The sequence below is a fragment of the Arthrobacter sp. FW306-1B-G06A genome (assembly GCF_058781765.1).
On record NZ_JBYSXB010000030.1, the window covers coordinates 1 to 14,213 of the forward strand.

A 14,213-nucleotide genomic window follows, 5' to 3' on the forward strand; every position below is an offset into this window, starting at 1 on the left:
GTATCCCTCGTGGAGGATGTCCGGCGTCGGCTCCGGGCGGCGTGGAAGAAGCGCGGGGCGGCCGATGCGGAGCTGGGCTGGACGGACACCGTGCTGGACCCGGACGTGCTCACGATCGGTTTCGCCCGGCGCGTGCCCACCTACAAGCGCCTGACCCTGATGCTCCGGGACCCGGCCCGGCTCAAGGCCCTGCTGCTGCACCCGAAGCACCCCATCCAGCTGGTCATCGCCGGCAAGTCCCACCCGGCCGACGACGCCGGGAAGAAGATGATCCAGGACCTGGTGAAGTTCACCGACGACCCCGCCGTGCGGCACCGGATCGTGTTCCTGCCCAATTACGACATCGCGATGGCCCGCACCCTGTTCCCGGGCTGCGACGTGTGGCTGAACAACCCGCTCCGGCCCCTGGAGGCCTGCGGGACCTCCGGGATGAAGGCGGCCATCAACGGCTCCCTGAACCTCTCGGTCCTGGATGGCTGGTGGGATGAGATGTACGACGGCGAGAACGGCTGGGCGATCCCGACCGCGAACAACGACGCGTCCCCGACAGAACGCGATGACATCGAAGCGGCCGCGCTCTACGAGCTCCTCGAAACCCAGGTGGCCCCGCGCTTCTACGGCTCCACCGTCTCCGCGGAAGCCGGCGCGGCCGGGCCCTCGCAGTCCGGCCCGGAAGCCGTGCCGACGCACTGGGTCTCGATGATCAAGCACACCCTGGCCCACCTCGGCCCGGCCGTCTCGGCCGACCGCATGCTCCAGGACTACGTCAACACCCTCTACCGCCCCGCAGCGGAGTCGGGACGGCGCGCCGTGGCCGGCTCGTTCAAGGAAGCGAAGGAACTCGCGGCCTGGACCACCAAGGTCCGCACCGCCTGGCCACAGCTGATCGTGGAACACGTCGATTCCATCGGCGTCTCCGAGGAGCCCCAGATCGGCGACACCCTCCAGGTCAACGCCTACATCGCCCTCCATACGCTGACACCGGACGATGTGAGCGTCGAGGTGGCCTATGGGCGGGCCGAAGAAAGCGATGAGCTGGAGGACATCACCGTGGCCGAACTGAGCTCGTTCGAGGACCTTGGCAACGGGCGCCACCTGTTCACCGGGTCCATCCTGATCAACCGCTCCGGGTCCTTCGGCTACACCGTCCGGGTCTTCCCGAAACACCCCTCCCTGGCCTCCAAGGCCGAACTGGGGCTGATCGTCAACGCGTAGCGGCTAACCGGGCGGGCCCTGCCCGCCCGGTCGCGCTACTGCTGGAAGACCGCTATGACAGCGAGGTCCCGCCCGGAGTAGAACTCGGCGTCCTGGAGGATTTCGCAGACCAACCCGAAGGACCGGTCCGTTCGGTAGACGGCAGGGACCTGCCAAATCAGGGTGACGGGTGGTTGCTCGTCCTCGGACACACTGTCTGCGAAATCGTGGAGTGAATCGTTGAGCGCATCCAGGTCCACGCCGTCGTACTCGGGGAAATCGAGCACTTGGCCGAACACTTCCAGGACGGCCTCCTTGTTTGCGGCCGGCGGCACCATCACGGTCCGGCGGCCGGCGTCGGACACTTGTTCCTGTAGTTCTTCGAGTGTCCACGTGTCTGCGGAATAGATTTTCATGGTTCCTAGGTGCGGTAGACGTTGATGGTGTTGCCTTGGACGACTTCCCGTTCGCCTGCCGCGACCAGCGCGCCCTGCCTGCGGTCATTGAGCTCGGACGTCGTCAGTCTTAGTTCGAACATCCGGCTGCCGGCACCGGATTCGGCGACCAGTTTGGGCAGGACGACCTTCTGATCGTCTTTGTTCCCGTTGATCACGAGCAAGCCGCGGTAGGCGCCGCCCTCCGAGCTCACCAGGAGTTGCACAACCCGCAGGGAAGGATCGTGCCAACGGGCCGCCGTCATGGGCTGGCCTTCCTCATCAAACCAGTCCAGGCCCGTCCCCTTGTCCGGGAAGCCCGCGTCCTGGGCCTGCATGAACTCCTTGCGGAGCCGGATCACCCGTTTGGTGCTCCGCAGCATGTCGTGCGATTCGGGTGTCTGGGTCCAGTCGATCCACGTCAGGGGGTTGTCCTGGCAATAGGCGTTGTTGTTTCCCTGCTGTGTGCGCCCAAGCTCGTCGCCGGCGGTGATCATGGGCACGCCGATGGAGATCATCAACGTAGTCATGAGGTTCCGTTTCGAAAGGGCACGGGCCGCGAGAATCCTCTCGTTCTCCGTTCGTCCTTCGAATCCGTGGTTGTAGCTGCGGTTGTCGCTGTGGCCATCGCGGTTTTGTTCGCCGTTGGCCTCGTTGTGCTTGCGGTCGTAGGACACCAAGTCGGCAAGCGTGAAACCGTCGTGGGCGGTGATGAAGTTGAGGGAGGCGAGCCTTGAGCGCCCAGAGGGTTCAAAGACCCGGGCTGAGCCAGTCAAGGCGTCCGCCAAGACCCCCACGTTTCCCCCGGACATCCCGGCGTCGGCAGCGCCCCGGTCAGAGAGCCAGAAGCGGCGCACTCCGTCGCGGAAGTGATCGTTCCAGTCCACCCATCCCTTGGGGAACCGCCCTGTCTGCCAGCCACCGTAGCCCACATCCCACGGCTCGGAAATGAGCTTGGTCTTGGAGATCACCGGGTCCTCCGCGATGCGCTTCAGGAAAGGATGTTCAGGATCGAACTCGTTGCCCGCATTGCGGCACAGGGTCACGGCAAGGTCGAAACGGAAGCCATCGATGTGGAACTCTTCCGCCCAATAGCGCAGCGATTCAATGGCAAGATCCACTACCCTCGGTTCCGCAAAATTGAGGGTGTTGCCGCAGCCCGTCGTGTCGAGGTAGCGGCCGTGGGCATCGTGGCGGTAATACCGCTGCTCGCCGAGGCCCCTGAAACTGAGGGTGTCGCCGTCGGGGCCGCCTTCCGCCGTGTGGTTGTAGACGACGTCGAGGATCACTTCGATCCCGGCGGCATGCAGGAGCTTCACCATGCCTTTGAATTCATCCTGGACGGCGTGTGGCCCGGCCTGCTGGGCTGCCTGCGTGGCGTAGTCCGAGTGGGGCGCAAAGAAGGCTGCTGTGTTGTAGCCCCAATAATTGGTGAGGCCCAAGTACTGCAGGTGCTGCTCGTCGATGTGGAAGTGGATGGGAAGCAATTGGACAGCCGTGACTCCCAATGAGTGGAAGTGCTCGATCATGGCGGGGTGGGCCATGCCCGCGTAGGTGCCGCGGAGGTGCTCGGGGATATCCGGATGCAGCATGCTTTGGCCGCGGACGTGTGCCTCGTAGACAATAGTCTCCCGCCACGGCGTGCGCAGCGGACGGTCGTCGCCCCAATCGAAAGCCGAGTCCATCCGCACGGAGGTCAGCAGTTCTCCGCGCTGGTGCACCGCCCGACCGTAGGGATCCAGCAAGAGCTGCTCGGCGTCGTCGGCGTCAAAGTCCGGAGCAGGCACAGATAGTGGAAGTGTGTCCTCGTGGACTGCTGCCCGGAAACCGTACCGGGTGCCGAGCGGAAGCCCGTCCACGATCCCGTGGTGCACGCCGTCCTCGAGTTTGGGCAGCGTGTGGACTTTCCAGGAGTCGCCCGGGGCCTTGTAGGCGATTTCGACTCGAGTGAGTCCGGGGGCCCATACAGCGACGTTGACCCGGTCCGGCGAGGAGGTGTCGCGGTCGGATTTCCCGGGCAGCGGAACACTGAGCCCGAGCGGCGACGGCCGCGAGGCGTCCACTGTAGATGCTGTGTCAAAAATCGGCATAACCATTAGTTGAGAGTTTAGTCTCTAGGGCCAATTCTCCCTTGCCCACGGCCCATATGACAGTGCCCGCATCCTCCGGTCGGACCCAAACCGGCGGCCCCCGGGAGCGCAAACAAGCTGCTCACCTGCTGAAACGTCATCTCCCCCGGCCCGTTGCGCTTTTCGTGAAACCGGTCGTTGGAGCGGATTGTGTCGGTTGCGCGGAAGACGCCCGCGCGCACGCGGATGAGTTCGTATCCTCGGCACGGTCGTTGCATACTTTGGCTATACACCAATGTGGAGGTAATCGTGCGAATCGCTCTTGCTCAACTCATCAGCGGCCGCGAGCTGGCAGACAACCTGGTCCTGTTGGAAGACTACGCGCGCCGGGCCAAGGAGGGCGGCGCCGAGCTCGTGGTGTTCCCGGAAGCGACCATGCGGGCGTTCGGAAATTCCCTGCTCGACATCGCCGAGCCCCTGGACGGGCCATGGGCAAGCCGGGTGCGGAAGATCGCCCAGGATCTTGGGATCGTGATCGTGGCCGGAATGTTCACCCCTGGAGTGGCCTCCGACGGCAGCAGCAACGGCAAGGTCCGGAACACCCTGATCGCCACCGGGCCCGGAGTGGACACCAGCTATGACAAGATCCACCTTTTCGACGCGTTCGGCTTTGCGGAATCCGACACCGTCGACGCCGGCACCAATCCGGTGACGTTCGACGCCGGTGGCCTCACCTTTGGCCTGGCCACGTGCTACGACATCCGATTCCCGGCGCTCTTCACGGCCAATGCCGAGCGGGGAGCCGATGTGAATATCGTGTCCGCTTCCTGGGGAGCCGGACCGGGGAAGGCGGAGCAGTGGAAGCTGCTCGCGCGGGCCCGGGCTCTCGACACCACGACCTTCGTCCTTGCGTGCGGTCAGGGCGATCCAGTGACCCAGGGCCGTGAACCCAAAGGTGCGGCACCCACCGGAGTGGGGCACTCCGTCGTCGTGTCCCCCTTGGGAAACGTGTTGGAAGAGCTCGACGCCGAACCCGGCCTCTTGTTCGCGGAACTGGACGCCGCCGTCGTCGAGGACGCGCGGGTCAAGCTCCCGGTCCTGGCGAACCGCCGCGATTTCTGAAGGTAACGGCAACCCTCGCTCACATCTGGCGTCAAAAACAAGGACGCCCGCTCACATCTGGCGGTAAATAGACGGACGCCCGCTCACATCTGGCGGTAAATAGACGGACGCCCGCTCACCTAAGTGAGCGGGCGTCCGTCGGAAACACCACATAAGTGAGCGAGCGTCAGTATTTGGCCGGCGGCTGGGCCGCCACCCAATCGGCTACTTGGCCGCGCGCTGCCTCGAGACTTCGTACAGGGAGATGCCCACTGCCATAGAGGCGTTGAGCGATTCCATGGCGGAGTCGATCGGGATGGAGATGATCTGGTCGCAGTTTTCGCGGACCAGGCGGCTGAGGCCCTTGCCCTCGGAGCCCACCACAATGCACACGGGATCGGTGGCCAAGGAGAGATCCGGCAGCGAGACATCGCCGTCGCCGTCCAGGCCCAACACGAAGATACCCATCTGCTTGAACTGCTTGAGGGCGTTGTTCAGGTTGGACGCCCGGGCCACGGGAACGCGGACCGCCGCGCCTGCGCTGGTCTTCCAAGCCGAAGCGGTGACGCCGACGGAGCGGCGCTCCGGGACAATCACGCCGTGGCCGCTGAAGGCGGAAACGGAGCGGATGATGGCGCCCAGGTTGCGGGGGTCGGTGATGCCGTCGAGCGCAACGAAGAGGGGCGCGTTGGGGATGTACCCCTTCTTCCATTTGGCGACCGTCTCTTCGGCGAGGTCGTAGGCGTCCTGGTATTCGTACGGCGGGATCTGCAGCACGAGGCCCTGGTGGACAGCGTCTTCGGTCATGCGGTCAAGCTCGGGCTTACCGGTTTCCAGCAGCGGGATGCCTCGTTCGGCAGCGAGTTTGAGGGATTCCTTGACGCGGTCGTCCATCTCGATCCGGATGGCAACGTGCAGTGCCTTCGCGGGGATTCCGGCGCGAAGTGCCTCCACCACGGAATTGCGTCCGGTGACCACTTCCTCGGTAGCGCGGCCCTTGGGGCCCGAGCGGGCGCCCGGGTTGGAGCGGCTGGCGCCTCCGGCCGCACGCTTGGCTGCGGAGCGTTCAGCAAGCTGCTTGCTCTTGTACGCCTTGTGGTACTCGCGGTCCTCAGCCTTGGGGGTCGGACCCCGGCCTTCGAGGGCCTTTCGACCGTGGCCACCGGTTCCGGTGGTGGGGCCCTTCTTGCTCTTGACAGCCCGGCGACCGTTGTTGGCCATGAATTCCACCCTTGATTGTGTTGAGTACGTCTGCAATCAAGTCTACTGAATCAACTTAAATCGGGACGACGGCCCTTTCTCAGTCCCGTTTGAGGCTCCAGCTGGCGCCGTCGGCGCCATCCTCGACGGCGATACCGGCTGCCGCGAGAGTGTCCCGGATCGCGTCGGAAGCCGCCCAATCCTTGTTGGCCCGCGCGTCGGCCCGCGCCTGCAACTGGGCTTCCACAAGGACCTCAAGGGCCTGGGCGGTCTCGGAATTCTCCTGGACCTCGCCGCGTACATCGTTCAGTCCGAGCACAGTGGTCATGGCCATCACGGCCTGGAGCGCCTGCCGGGCTCCCGCGTCGTCCCCCGACGCCAGCGCCGTGTTTCCGGCACGGACAGTCTCGTGCAGGGCGCCAAGGGCCTGCGGGACGTTGAGATCGTCATCCATGGCAGCAGCGAAGGCATCCGGCACGGGACTCGACTCAGGGTGGGCGGCAAACTCGCCACCGAACTTCTTGGAGGCTTTCGCAATAAAACCGTAGATACGCTCCACGGCAGCCGCAGCCTCCTGAAGCGAGGTGGGCCGGTAGTCCAGGATGGAGCGGTACTGCGCCTGGCCGAGGTAGTACCGGACAACGCGCGGACTCGCGAGCTCGAGCATCTCCTCGGGGCTCACGGTGTTGCCCACCGACTTGGACATCTTTTCGCCCTCATACGTGACCATGCCGTTGTGCAGCCAGAAGTTGGCGAACTCGTCGCCCGCAGCCTGCGATTGTGCCATCTCGTTCTCGTGGTGCGGGAAGCGGAGGTCCAATCCGCCGCCATGGATGTCGAACTGCTGGCCCAAGTACTTCGTAGCCATGGCGGAGCATTCAAGATGCCAACCCGGCCGGCCGGTTCCCCACGGCGAAACCCAGCTCGCCGTCGTCGGCTCCCCGTCCTTGTAGCCCTTCCACAGCGCGAAGTCCCGCGGGTCGCGCTTCCTGTTGCTGAATTGCGGCTCGACGTCGGCGGCGCCCTGCATATCGTCGATGTTCTGGCGGGTCAGCGAGCCGTACTTGCTCCAGGAGCGGACGTCGAAGTAGACGTCGCCGGAGTCGTCCAGCGCAGGGTAGGCGTGGCCGCGGTCGATGAGCCTTTGAATGAGGGCGTGCATCTCCGGGATATGGCCGGTGGCGCGCGGTTCGTACGTAGGGCGGGAAACGCCCAGGACGTCGTAGGCCTGCTCGAATTCCTGCTCGTAGCGGTAGGCCAGAGCCCACCATTCTTCCTCGGCCTTGGCTGTTGGTTCCTCGGCCCAGTCCGGCCCGAATGACTGCGCCGACTTGGCGAGGATCTTGTCGTCGATGTCTGTGACGTTGCGGACAACGGTGACACGCAGGCCGCGATATTCAAGCCAGCGGGTCAACTGGTCAAAGGCGATCGCGGAGCGGACATGTCCCACGTGCGGCATCCCCTGCACCGTGGCACCGCAGTAGTAGACGCTGGCCTTGCCGGCTTCAAGGGGAACGAAGTCGCGGACTTCGGCGGATGCGGTGTCGTAAAAGCGCAGGGTCACCGCTCCAGATTAGCGGATGCGGACCATCAGGCTTCGTTGGGCGCCATCCGTCCCTGTTTAGGCGCGATTTAGGCGCTATCGCCTTTGTGCGCTCCCGGCACGGCGTACACGAGCGCCGTGGCGACGGCGGAAATGCCCTCGCCACGCCCCGTGAAACCCAAGCCATCGCTGGTGGTTGCCGTGACGCTGACGGAAGCTCCAGCGGCGGCGCTGAGGACACGCTGCGATTCTTCACGCCGCGGCCCGAACTTTGGCCTGTTGGCAACGAACTGCACTGCCACGTTCCCGATTTCGAAACCGGCGGCACGGACGATCCTGGCAGCCTCCCCCAAGAGTTTCACCCCGGACGCACCCGCGAGTTCGGGACGGTCCGTGCCGAAATGCGTGCCCAGATCACCGATGCCGCACGCCGAGAAGAGCGCGTCCGCAGCCGCATGGGCGACGCAATCGCCGTCGGAATGCCCCGAAAGTCCGCGCTCCCCCTCCCAAAACAGCCCGCCGAGCCATAGCGGCTGCGGATCGTTGTCAGGTGCGTAGGCGTGCACGTCCACCCCGATGCCGGTGCGCGGCAGGATCATCGTTACGTTCTGCGAGCCTTCCATCAGCCTTCCACCCAGCGGACTCCGAGCGGCCCTTCCAGCAGGCCTTCGGCAATGATGAGGTCCAGCGGCGTGGTGATCTTCAACGACTGGCTGGCGCCCCGGACCGCGTGCACGGGCACGCCCAGGAGCTCGACGAGCATGGCGTCGTCCGTGACTGCCGCCGACTGCTCGTCGTCGAACGTCGCGGCTGCCGCGTGGGCGCGCAGCAAAGTTTCATAGTCGAATCCCTGCGGAGTCTGCACGGCGCGCAGTTGTTCTCGCGGGGCGGTGCCCGTGACGATCTCGGGCGCGATTCCGGCGTCGTCCCCGTCCGTTTCCGCAACCATCTTGACGGTGTCCACCACCGGAATAGCGGGGATGACCGCTTTGGCGCCCGACGAGAGCGCAACGGCTACGCGGTGGAAGACCCGGTCGGGAGTCAAGGCACGCGCGGCGTCGTGAACCAGCACAGCGCGAGTTCCCTCAAGGACCGCCCCAAGGGCCGCCCGGACCGAAGCGGCCCGGGTGGATCCGCCGTCGACCACGGTGATCAGCGGCCCGTCAGCGCCCAGCTCTTGGCGGAATTGTTCACAAAGCTCGCGCAGTTCCAGGTCCCCCGCCGGGACTGCCACGCAGATCTGGCGGGCAACATCGGCGGTCGCGACGCCGCGAAGGGCATGGGTCAGGATCGTTTCGCCGCCCAGCGGCACTTTCGCCTTGGGCATGCCGTAGCCAAGCCGCTCACCGGAGCCTGCCGCAACGACGACGACGGCGGTGGCCTCGCGCTGGGATGGTGTAGTCATGCGCCCAAGCCTACGTGGTGCCCACCGGCCCAACTAGCTAGCACTAGGTGTCGTTTTGGGCGCCCAGAACGACACCTACTGCGAGTTGGTTGGGCTGCGGCGCTGGGAGTTCAGCTTTCGGGCAAAAGGAAACCCCGGCAGCAGGTTGCTACCGGGGTTCAAATCTTTGAATCTCTGTTAGGAAGCCAGAACTTCGTCGAGAACGCTTGCGGCCTTCTCTTCGTCGGTCTTCTCAGCCAATGCCAGTTCTGAAATCAGAATCTGACGAGCCTTGGCCAGCATTCGCTTCTCACCTGCGGAAAGGCCGCGATCGTGATCACGGCGCCAAAGATCGCGGACGACCTCTGCAACCTTGATGACGTCGCCGGAAGCAAGCTTCTCCAGGTTTGCCTTGTAGCGACGGGACCAGTTGGTGGGCTCTTCAGTGAACTCGGCGCGGAGAACGTCAAATACGTGCTCCAAGCCTTCCTTGCCCACTACGTCGCGGACCCCAACAAGGTCTACGTTTTCTGCTGGAACTTCAATGGTCAGATCACCCTGAGCCACCTTGAGCTTGAGATACATTTTCTCTTCGCCCTTGATAGTGCGCATCTTGATTTCTTCAATTTTTGCTGCACCGTGGTGAGGGTAAACTACTGTCTCGCCGACCTCAAAAACCATGTGGACTTTCCCCTTTCCCGCAGACCAGTTTATCACGCTTAAGGCATACGATTGGCACGGAAAGGGGTCCTGAGCCCAGTAAATACGCGGAAAATGGCCTTTTCGACCCTCCGGCACCCTCTTGACGGGAGGGCATAAAAGTGCATTGGACGCAGCGTTCCGGATGACCCTACTCCTTCTGGAGGGCCGCCACAATGGTGATCGGAATCCTTGTTCCTGCTAGTTTGCCGATAGGCTATGGCTGAAAAGTGTTCCAATGACTCTTAGAGGAGTACGTGTCGTGCGCATTACTGCGATGAACCGTGTCCAGCGCGGCAAACTGGCGATGGCGGCGGCCGCCATCAGCATCGGTCTCTTGTCCGTGACCGGCTGTGGCTATATCAACCCCCAGCAGACCAACGAGCAGTACTCTCCGTCTGATGGCGTCAGGGATGACCTCGGTTCGCTTCAGCTGCGCAACATGCTCATCGTCTCCACGGACGCCAACAAGCCGGGACGCGTCATTGGTGCCGTGTTCAACACTTCCTCGAGCGATGCAACCCTGACCATCAGTGGCGCAGGCGGCTCACAGGCGACTATTCCGGTCAAGGCCAAGTCCCAGACCTACCTCAACGAGAACACCGACCCCGCGATTCTGAGCACGAGCGGCGGAGCCCCGGGTTCCATGGTTTCCGTGACCATCAAGACCGGCTCCGATTCCCGCACCGTGCAGTTCCCGGTCCTGGATGCTTCGTTGAAGGAATACTCGAAGTACCTCCCCACGGTTTCCGCTTCTCCGAGCCCCTCGGTCAGCGGTTCCGCCACCCCGACCAGCAGTGCGACCTCGGGCACCAGCGCGACGCCGAGCGCAAGCGCAACCGGCCACTAGGCCGCCAGCGGCCTGCGCCGCTAGGGTCGGCAACAAGCTGGATCCACGAAGACAAAAAGGAAGGGCTCCCACGAGGGGAGCCCTTCCTTTTTGCTGTAGGTTCCTACGGCTCGAACTTGTAGCCCAGGCCCCGAACCGTCACCAGGTAGCGGGGAACAGAGGGGTCCGGCTCGATCTTGCTGCGCAAGCGCTTCACGTGGACATCCAGGGTCTTGGTATCGCCCACGTAGTCCGAGCCCCAGACGCGGTCGATCAGCTGCCCGCGGGTGAGCACCCGGCCTGAATTGCGAAGGAGCATCTCAAGGAGTTCGAATTCCTTCAGCGGAAGCGACACCTGTTCGCCGTTGACGCTCACTACGTGCCGCTCAATGTCCATCCGCACCGGGCCGGCCTGGACGGTGGACGTGATGAGTTCCTCCGGTTCGCCTTGGCGGCGCAGCACGGCACGCACGCGCGCCACGAGTTCCCTCGAGGAGTACGGCTTGGTGACGTAGTCGTCCGCGCCGAGCTCCAGGCCAACCACCTTGTCGATTTCCGAGTCCTTGGCCGTCAGCATGATGACCGGGACGCTGGAACGCTGGCGCAGTTGCCTGCAGACCTCAGTGCCAGGGGTCCCCGGAAGCTGCAAGTCCAGCAGCACCAGGTCGGCCCCGTTCCGGTCGAACTCCACCAAGGCGTCACTGCCGTTGTCCACAACCTGGACATCGAAGCCTTCCTTGCCCAATAGGTAGGACAGAGGGTCGCTGAAGGACTCCTCGTCCTCCACGATCAGAATCCTGCTCAAGCGCCAGCTCCTTGCTCTAGGGCGCGTACGGCGCCCGTCGTTTGAATCACGCTTCGGGGCTTCGCCCCGGCGTCGTCGTCCTCCTGGCCTTCCATTTCCGGAAGGCGGATGGTGAAAGTAGAACCTTGGCCTGGCTGGGACCAGACGGTGACCTCGCCGCCGTGGTTGGACACCACATGCTTGACGATGCTCAGTCCCAGGCCTGTTCCCCCGGTCTGCCGGGACCTCGCCGCATCCACACGGTAGAAGCGTTCGAAGATGCGTTCCTGGTCCTCCGGGCTGAGACCCTCGCCCTGGTCCGTGACGGAAATGGCCACCACGCCTTCTTTGGCGCGGACCCCCACTCCCACGCGGGTGTTCTCCGGCGAATAACGGATGGCGTTGTCGATCAGGTTCCGCAAGGCGGTCACCAACAGGTCCTGGTCGCCGAAAACCATCGTTTCCGTGCGGCCCCCGACGACGATCTTGATGTTCTTGAGCTCGGCCGGGAGCTGCGAGCGGTCCACGGCCTCGGAGATCACCGTATTGATGTCCACGGCGTGCCCTTGCTGTGCCACATTGGCACCTTGAAGCCGGGACAGCTCAATGATGTCCTGAACCAGCGCGGCCAGCCGTGTCGATTCCTTGTGCATGCGCTTCGCGAAGCGGCGCACGGCTTCTTCGTCGTCCGGGCTCGCCTCGAGCGCTTCCGCAAGCAGGGAGATGGCGCCCACCGGCGTCTTGAGTTCATGCGAGACGTTCGCCACGAAGTCGTTGCGGATCTCTTCGGTACGGGTGATTTCGGTACGGTCATCGGCCAGCAGGACGATATATTCCCATCCGAGCATGGCTGCCCGCACCTGGACCACAATGGTTCCCTTGCCCAATGGACCGCGGGGCAACTCGTAAGTCTCCTCCAGGATCACGCCGTCGCGCCGCACCTTTGCGGTCATGTCCAGCAACTGCTTGTGCACCACTGTGTGGCCCCGCACGAGGCCGTACGCATAGGCCGCGGGACTGGCCCGGACCACGCCGTCGATCGCGTCCACGACGACGAAAGCGCGCCCGACGACCGACAGCACCTCCGCTGCTCCCTCCGGAAGAAGCGGCTCGGTGACGTCCAGGTCCACGATCTTCCGCTGCCGTTCACTGAGCCTGAACGCGAGCACGCCAAAGACGCCGCACGACAGGCCGACTAGACCTGCGATGACACCGATGAGCACTGGATCCACGGATCTAGCTTATGCGCTCAAAACACTGCAAAATATGGAACGGTCACCAAACCGCCCCGATTCAGCTAACGTTCACCTAAAGGTGCGCAATCGTTCATTGACCACTGCCACTCTTACTAGTTGGACCGTAGTTAGCTGTGATGATTTCCGCGCCGTCAGAGGGGTGCGGAGGAGATTTCCAAGGAGAGGACGCCACCGTGCGCAAGGTTTTTCAGGAGGAGCTCATCCAGGTCGGTGAGGACCTCATCGAGATCTCAAAGCTGGTCACTGAGGCGATCCAGAACGCGACCACCGCCTTCGAAGGCGCCGACGTCGATCTTGCCCAGGATGTCATTGCCGCCGACGCGCGGATCGACTTCCTGCAGAACGGCCTCGACGAGCGCGCCATCGACATCCTGGCCCTCCAGGGCCCTGTGGCAAGCGATCTCCGGATGATCGTCGGCTCCCTGCGGATGAGCGCATCCCTGGAGCGCATGGGTGACCTCGCCCGGCACGTGGCCCAGCTGGCCCGTTTGCGCTACCCGGCCACGGTCATCCCCGAGCAGCTGACGGCGACATTCAAGGACATGGCGCGCCTCGACCTCGAAATCATCCAGAAGGTGACGCTGCTCCTGGAGTCCCGCGACCTCGAAGTTGCCCGCGACATCCTCAAGCTCAACATCCGCGTGGACGATCTGCACTTGAGCGTCTTCAGGGCAATCGCTGATCCTGCCTGGGCCGAGACTGCAGCCACCACGGTGGATGTGGCCCTCGCCAGCCGCTACTTCGAGCGTTTCGCCGACCACGGCGTCTCCGTTGCCCGCAAGGTGACCTACCTGGTCACCGGTGAATGGCAGCCTGAAGGCTTCTAGCCAGTCTTAGCAAACAACGACGGCGGCCGGCCCACCTCGCAAGGTGGGCCGGCCGCCGTCGTTCTCTCAAAAACTACTTCTTGCCCTGGGCAGCTACAGCCTTGATGGACTCTGCCGCGGCCTCGGGGTCGAGATAGGTTCCGCCGGGGTTGATCGGCTGGAAGTTCTCGTCCAGGTCGTAGACCAGCGGGATGCCGGTGGGGATGTTGAGGCCCGCGATGTCTTCGTCGCTGATGCCGTCGAGGTGTTTGACGAGCGCGCGCAGGGAATTGCCGTGAGCCGTGACCAGGACGGTCTTGCCCGACTTGAGGTCTTCCTTGATGTCGGATTCCCAGTACGGCAGGAGACGCACGAGGACGTCCTTGAGGCATTCGGTGCGCGGGAGGGCATCGCCGAGATCCGCGTAACGGGGATCGTGTGCCTGGGAGAACTCGCTGTCGTCGGAGAGCGGGGGCGGCGGGGTGTCGTAGCTGCGGCGCCATTCCATGAACTGCTCTTCACCGAACTCAGCGAGGGTCTGGGCCTTGTCCTTGCCCTGCAAGGCGCCGTAGTGGCGCTCGTTGAGGCGCCAGTCACGCTTGACCGGGATCCAGCCGCGATCGGCCTTGTCCAAGGCGATGTTCGCGGTGTTGATGGCCCGCTTGAGCAGGGACGTGTACAGGATGTCCGGGAGAATGTTGTTCTCGACCAGAAGCTCTCCGCCGCGGGCTGCTTCCTCGCGGCCTTGGTCGTTCAGGTCGACGTCCACCCAGCCGGTGAACAGGTTCTTGGCGTTCCAGTCGCTGTGGCCGTGGCGCAGCAGAATCAGCTTGTAAGTCATGGTTTTCATCCTAAGCGATCAAGCCCTGCCGTTGCCGGGCGTTACGCCCTCCACAACGCGGGGTCACTTAGCG

At 63.9% G+C, this 14,213-nt stretch carries 14 protein-coding genes; 4 read left to right on the forward strand and 10 right to left on the reverse strand.

What is annotated here, in order from left to right; genetic code table 11:
• Window positions 1–1,215 (forward strand): alpha-glucan family phosphorylase (glgP, locus tag AC3WJM_RS15640; RefSeq protein WP_492272313.1); only part of this gene is annotated, 1,215 nt, incomplete at its 5' end.
• Between the two features lie 35 nt (window positions 1,216–1,250).
• On the opposite strand, the gene AC3WJM_RS15645 is transcribed toward glgP, so the two are convergent.
• Together AC3WJM_RS15645 and glgX are read right to left on the reverse strand one after the other, a co-directional pair.
• Window positions 1,251–1,610: a barstar family protein gene (locus AC3WJM_RS15645; RefSeq protein ID WP_306962720.1), complete on the reverse strand. Its 360-nt coding sequence runs from the start codon at window positions 1,608–1,610 to the stop codon at window positions 1,251–1,253.
• 5 nt (window positions 1,611–1,615) lie between these two features.
• Window positions 1,616–3,724, reverse strand: a complete 2,109-nt coding sequence (gene glgX / locus AC3WJM_RS15650) for a glycogen debranching protein GlgX (protein WP_306962718.1) — start codon at window positions 3,722–3,724, stop codon at window positions 1,616–1,618.
• A gap of 282 nt (window positions 3,725–4,006) precedes the next feature.
• On the opposite strand from glgX, the gene AC3WJM_RS15655 reads away from it, so the two are divergent.
• Window positions 4,007–4,819 (forward strand): carbon-nitrogen hydrolase family protein, encoded by an 813-nt coding sequence (locus AC3WJM_RS15655; protein ID WP_306962716.1) that lies wholly within the window; start codon window positions 4,007–4,009, stop codon window positions 4,817–4,819.
• 204 nt (window positions 4,820–5,023) lie between these two features.
• On the opposite strand, the gene rlmB is transcribed toward AC3WJM_RS15655, so the two are convergent.
• The 5 genes from rlmB to AC3WJM_RS15680 all read right to left on the reverse strand — a co-directional run bounded on the left by rlmB (window position 5,024) and on the right by AC3WJM_RS15680 (window position 9,606).
• Window positions 5,024–6,019, reverse strand: a complete 996-nt coding sequence (gene rlmB, locus AC3WJM_RS15660) for a 23S rRNA (guanosine(2251)-2'-O)-methyltransferase RlmB (protein ID WP_284753371.1) — start codon at window positions 6,017–6,019, stop codon at window positions 5,024–5,026.
• Between the two features lie 79 nt (window positions 6,020–6,098).
• Window positions 6,099–7,562 (reverse strand): cysteine--tRNA ligase, encoded by a 1,464-nt coding sequence (cysS, locus tag AC3WJM_RS15665; protein ID WP_306962714.1) that lies wholly within the window; start codon window positions 7,560–7,562, stop codon window positions 6,099–6,101.
• 68 nt (window positions 7,563–7,630) lie between these two features.
• Window positions 7,631–8,140: a 2-C-methyl-D-erythritol 2,4-cyclodiphosphate synthase gene (ispF, locus tag AC3WJM_RS15670; protein ID WP_370872236.1), complete on the reverse strand. Its 510-nt coding sequence runs from the start codon at window positions 8,138–8,140 to the stop codon at window positions 7,631–7,633.
• Between the two features lie 23 nt (window positions 8,141–8,163).
• Window positions 8,164–8,946: a 2-C-methyl-D-erythritol 4-phosphate cytidylyltransferase gene (gene ispD / locus AC3WJM_RS15675; protein ID WP_492272314.1), complete on the reverse strand. Its 783-nt coding sequence runs from the start codon at window positions 8,944–8,946 to the stop codon at window positions 8,164–8,166.
• Window positions 8,947–9,123: 177 nt separating this feature from the next.
• The gene (locus AC3WJM_RS15680; RefSeq protein WP_011690592.1) at window positions 9,124–9,606 is read right to left on the reverse strand and encodes a CarD family transcriptional regulator; all 483 of its coding nucleotides are present in this window, start codon (window positions 9,604–9,606) and stop codon (window positions 9,124–9,126) included.
• Window positions 9,607–9,901: 295 nt separating this feature from the next.
• Between AC3WJM_RS15680 and AC3WJM_RS15685 the strand changes: the two genes are divergently transcribed.
• A complete protein-coding gene (locus tag AC3WJM_RS15685) occupies window positions 9,902–10,474 on the forward strand; it encodes a hypothetical protein (protein WP_492272338.1) in 573 nt (190 codons plus the stop codon).
• A gap of 103 nt (window positions 10,475–10,577) precedes the next feature.
• Here AC3WJM_RS15685 and AC3WJM_RS15690 read toward each other — a convergent pair whose 3' ends face one another.
• Together AC3WJM_RS15690 and AC3WJM_RS15695 are read right to left on the reverse strand one after the other, a co-directional pair.
• Window positions 10,578–11,258, reverse strand: coding sequence for a winged helix-turn-helix domain-containing protein (locus AC3WJM_RS15690; protein WP_059388662.1), 681 nt, complete (start codon window positions 11,256–11,258; stop codon window positions 10,578–10,580).
• A complete protein-coding gene (locus tag AC3WJM_RS15695) occupies window positions 11,255–12,460 on the reverse strand; it encodes a sensor histidine kinase (RefSeq protein WP_284988815.1) in 1,206 nt (401 codons plus the stop codon). Before AC3WJM_RS15695 ends, AC3WJM_RS15690 begins: the two co-directional genes overlap by 4 nt.
• 206 nt (window positions 12,461–12,666) lie before the next feature.
• Between AC3WJM_RS15695 and phoU the strand changes: the two genes are divergently transcribed.
• Window positions 12,667–13,320 (forward strand): phosphate signaling complex protein PhoU, encoded by a 654-nt coding sequence (gene phoU / locus AC3WJM_RS15700; protein ID WP_284753411.1) that lies wholly within the window; start codon window positions 12,667–12,669, stop codon window positions 13,318–13,320.
• Window positions 13,321–13,393: 73 nt separating this feature from the next.
• Here phoU and AC3WJM_RS15705 read toward each other — a convergent pair whose 3' ends face one another.
• On the reverse strand, window positions 13,394–14,140 hold the full coding sequence (locus AC3WJM_RS15705) for a phosphoglyceromutase (RefSeq protein WP_284988797.1): 747 nt from the start codon (window positions 14,138–14,140) through the stop codon (window positions 13,394–13,396).
• Between the last annotated feature and the right edge of the window lie 73 nt (window positions 14,141–14,213).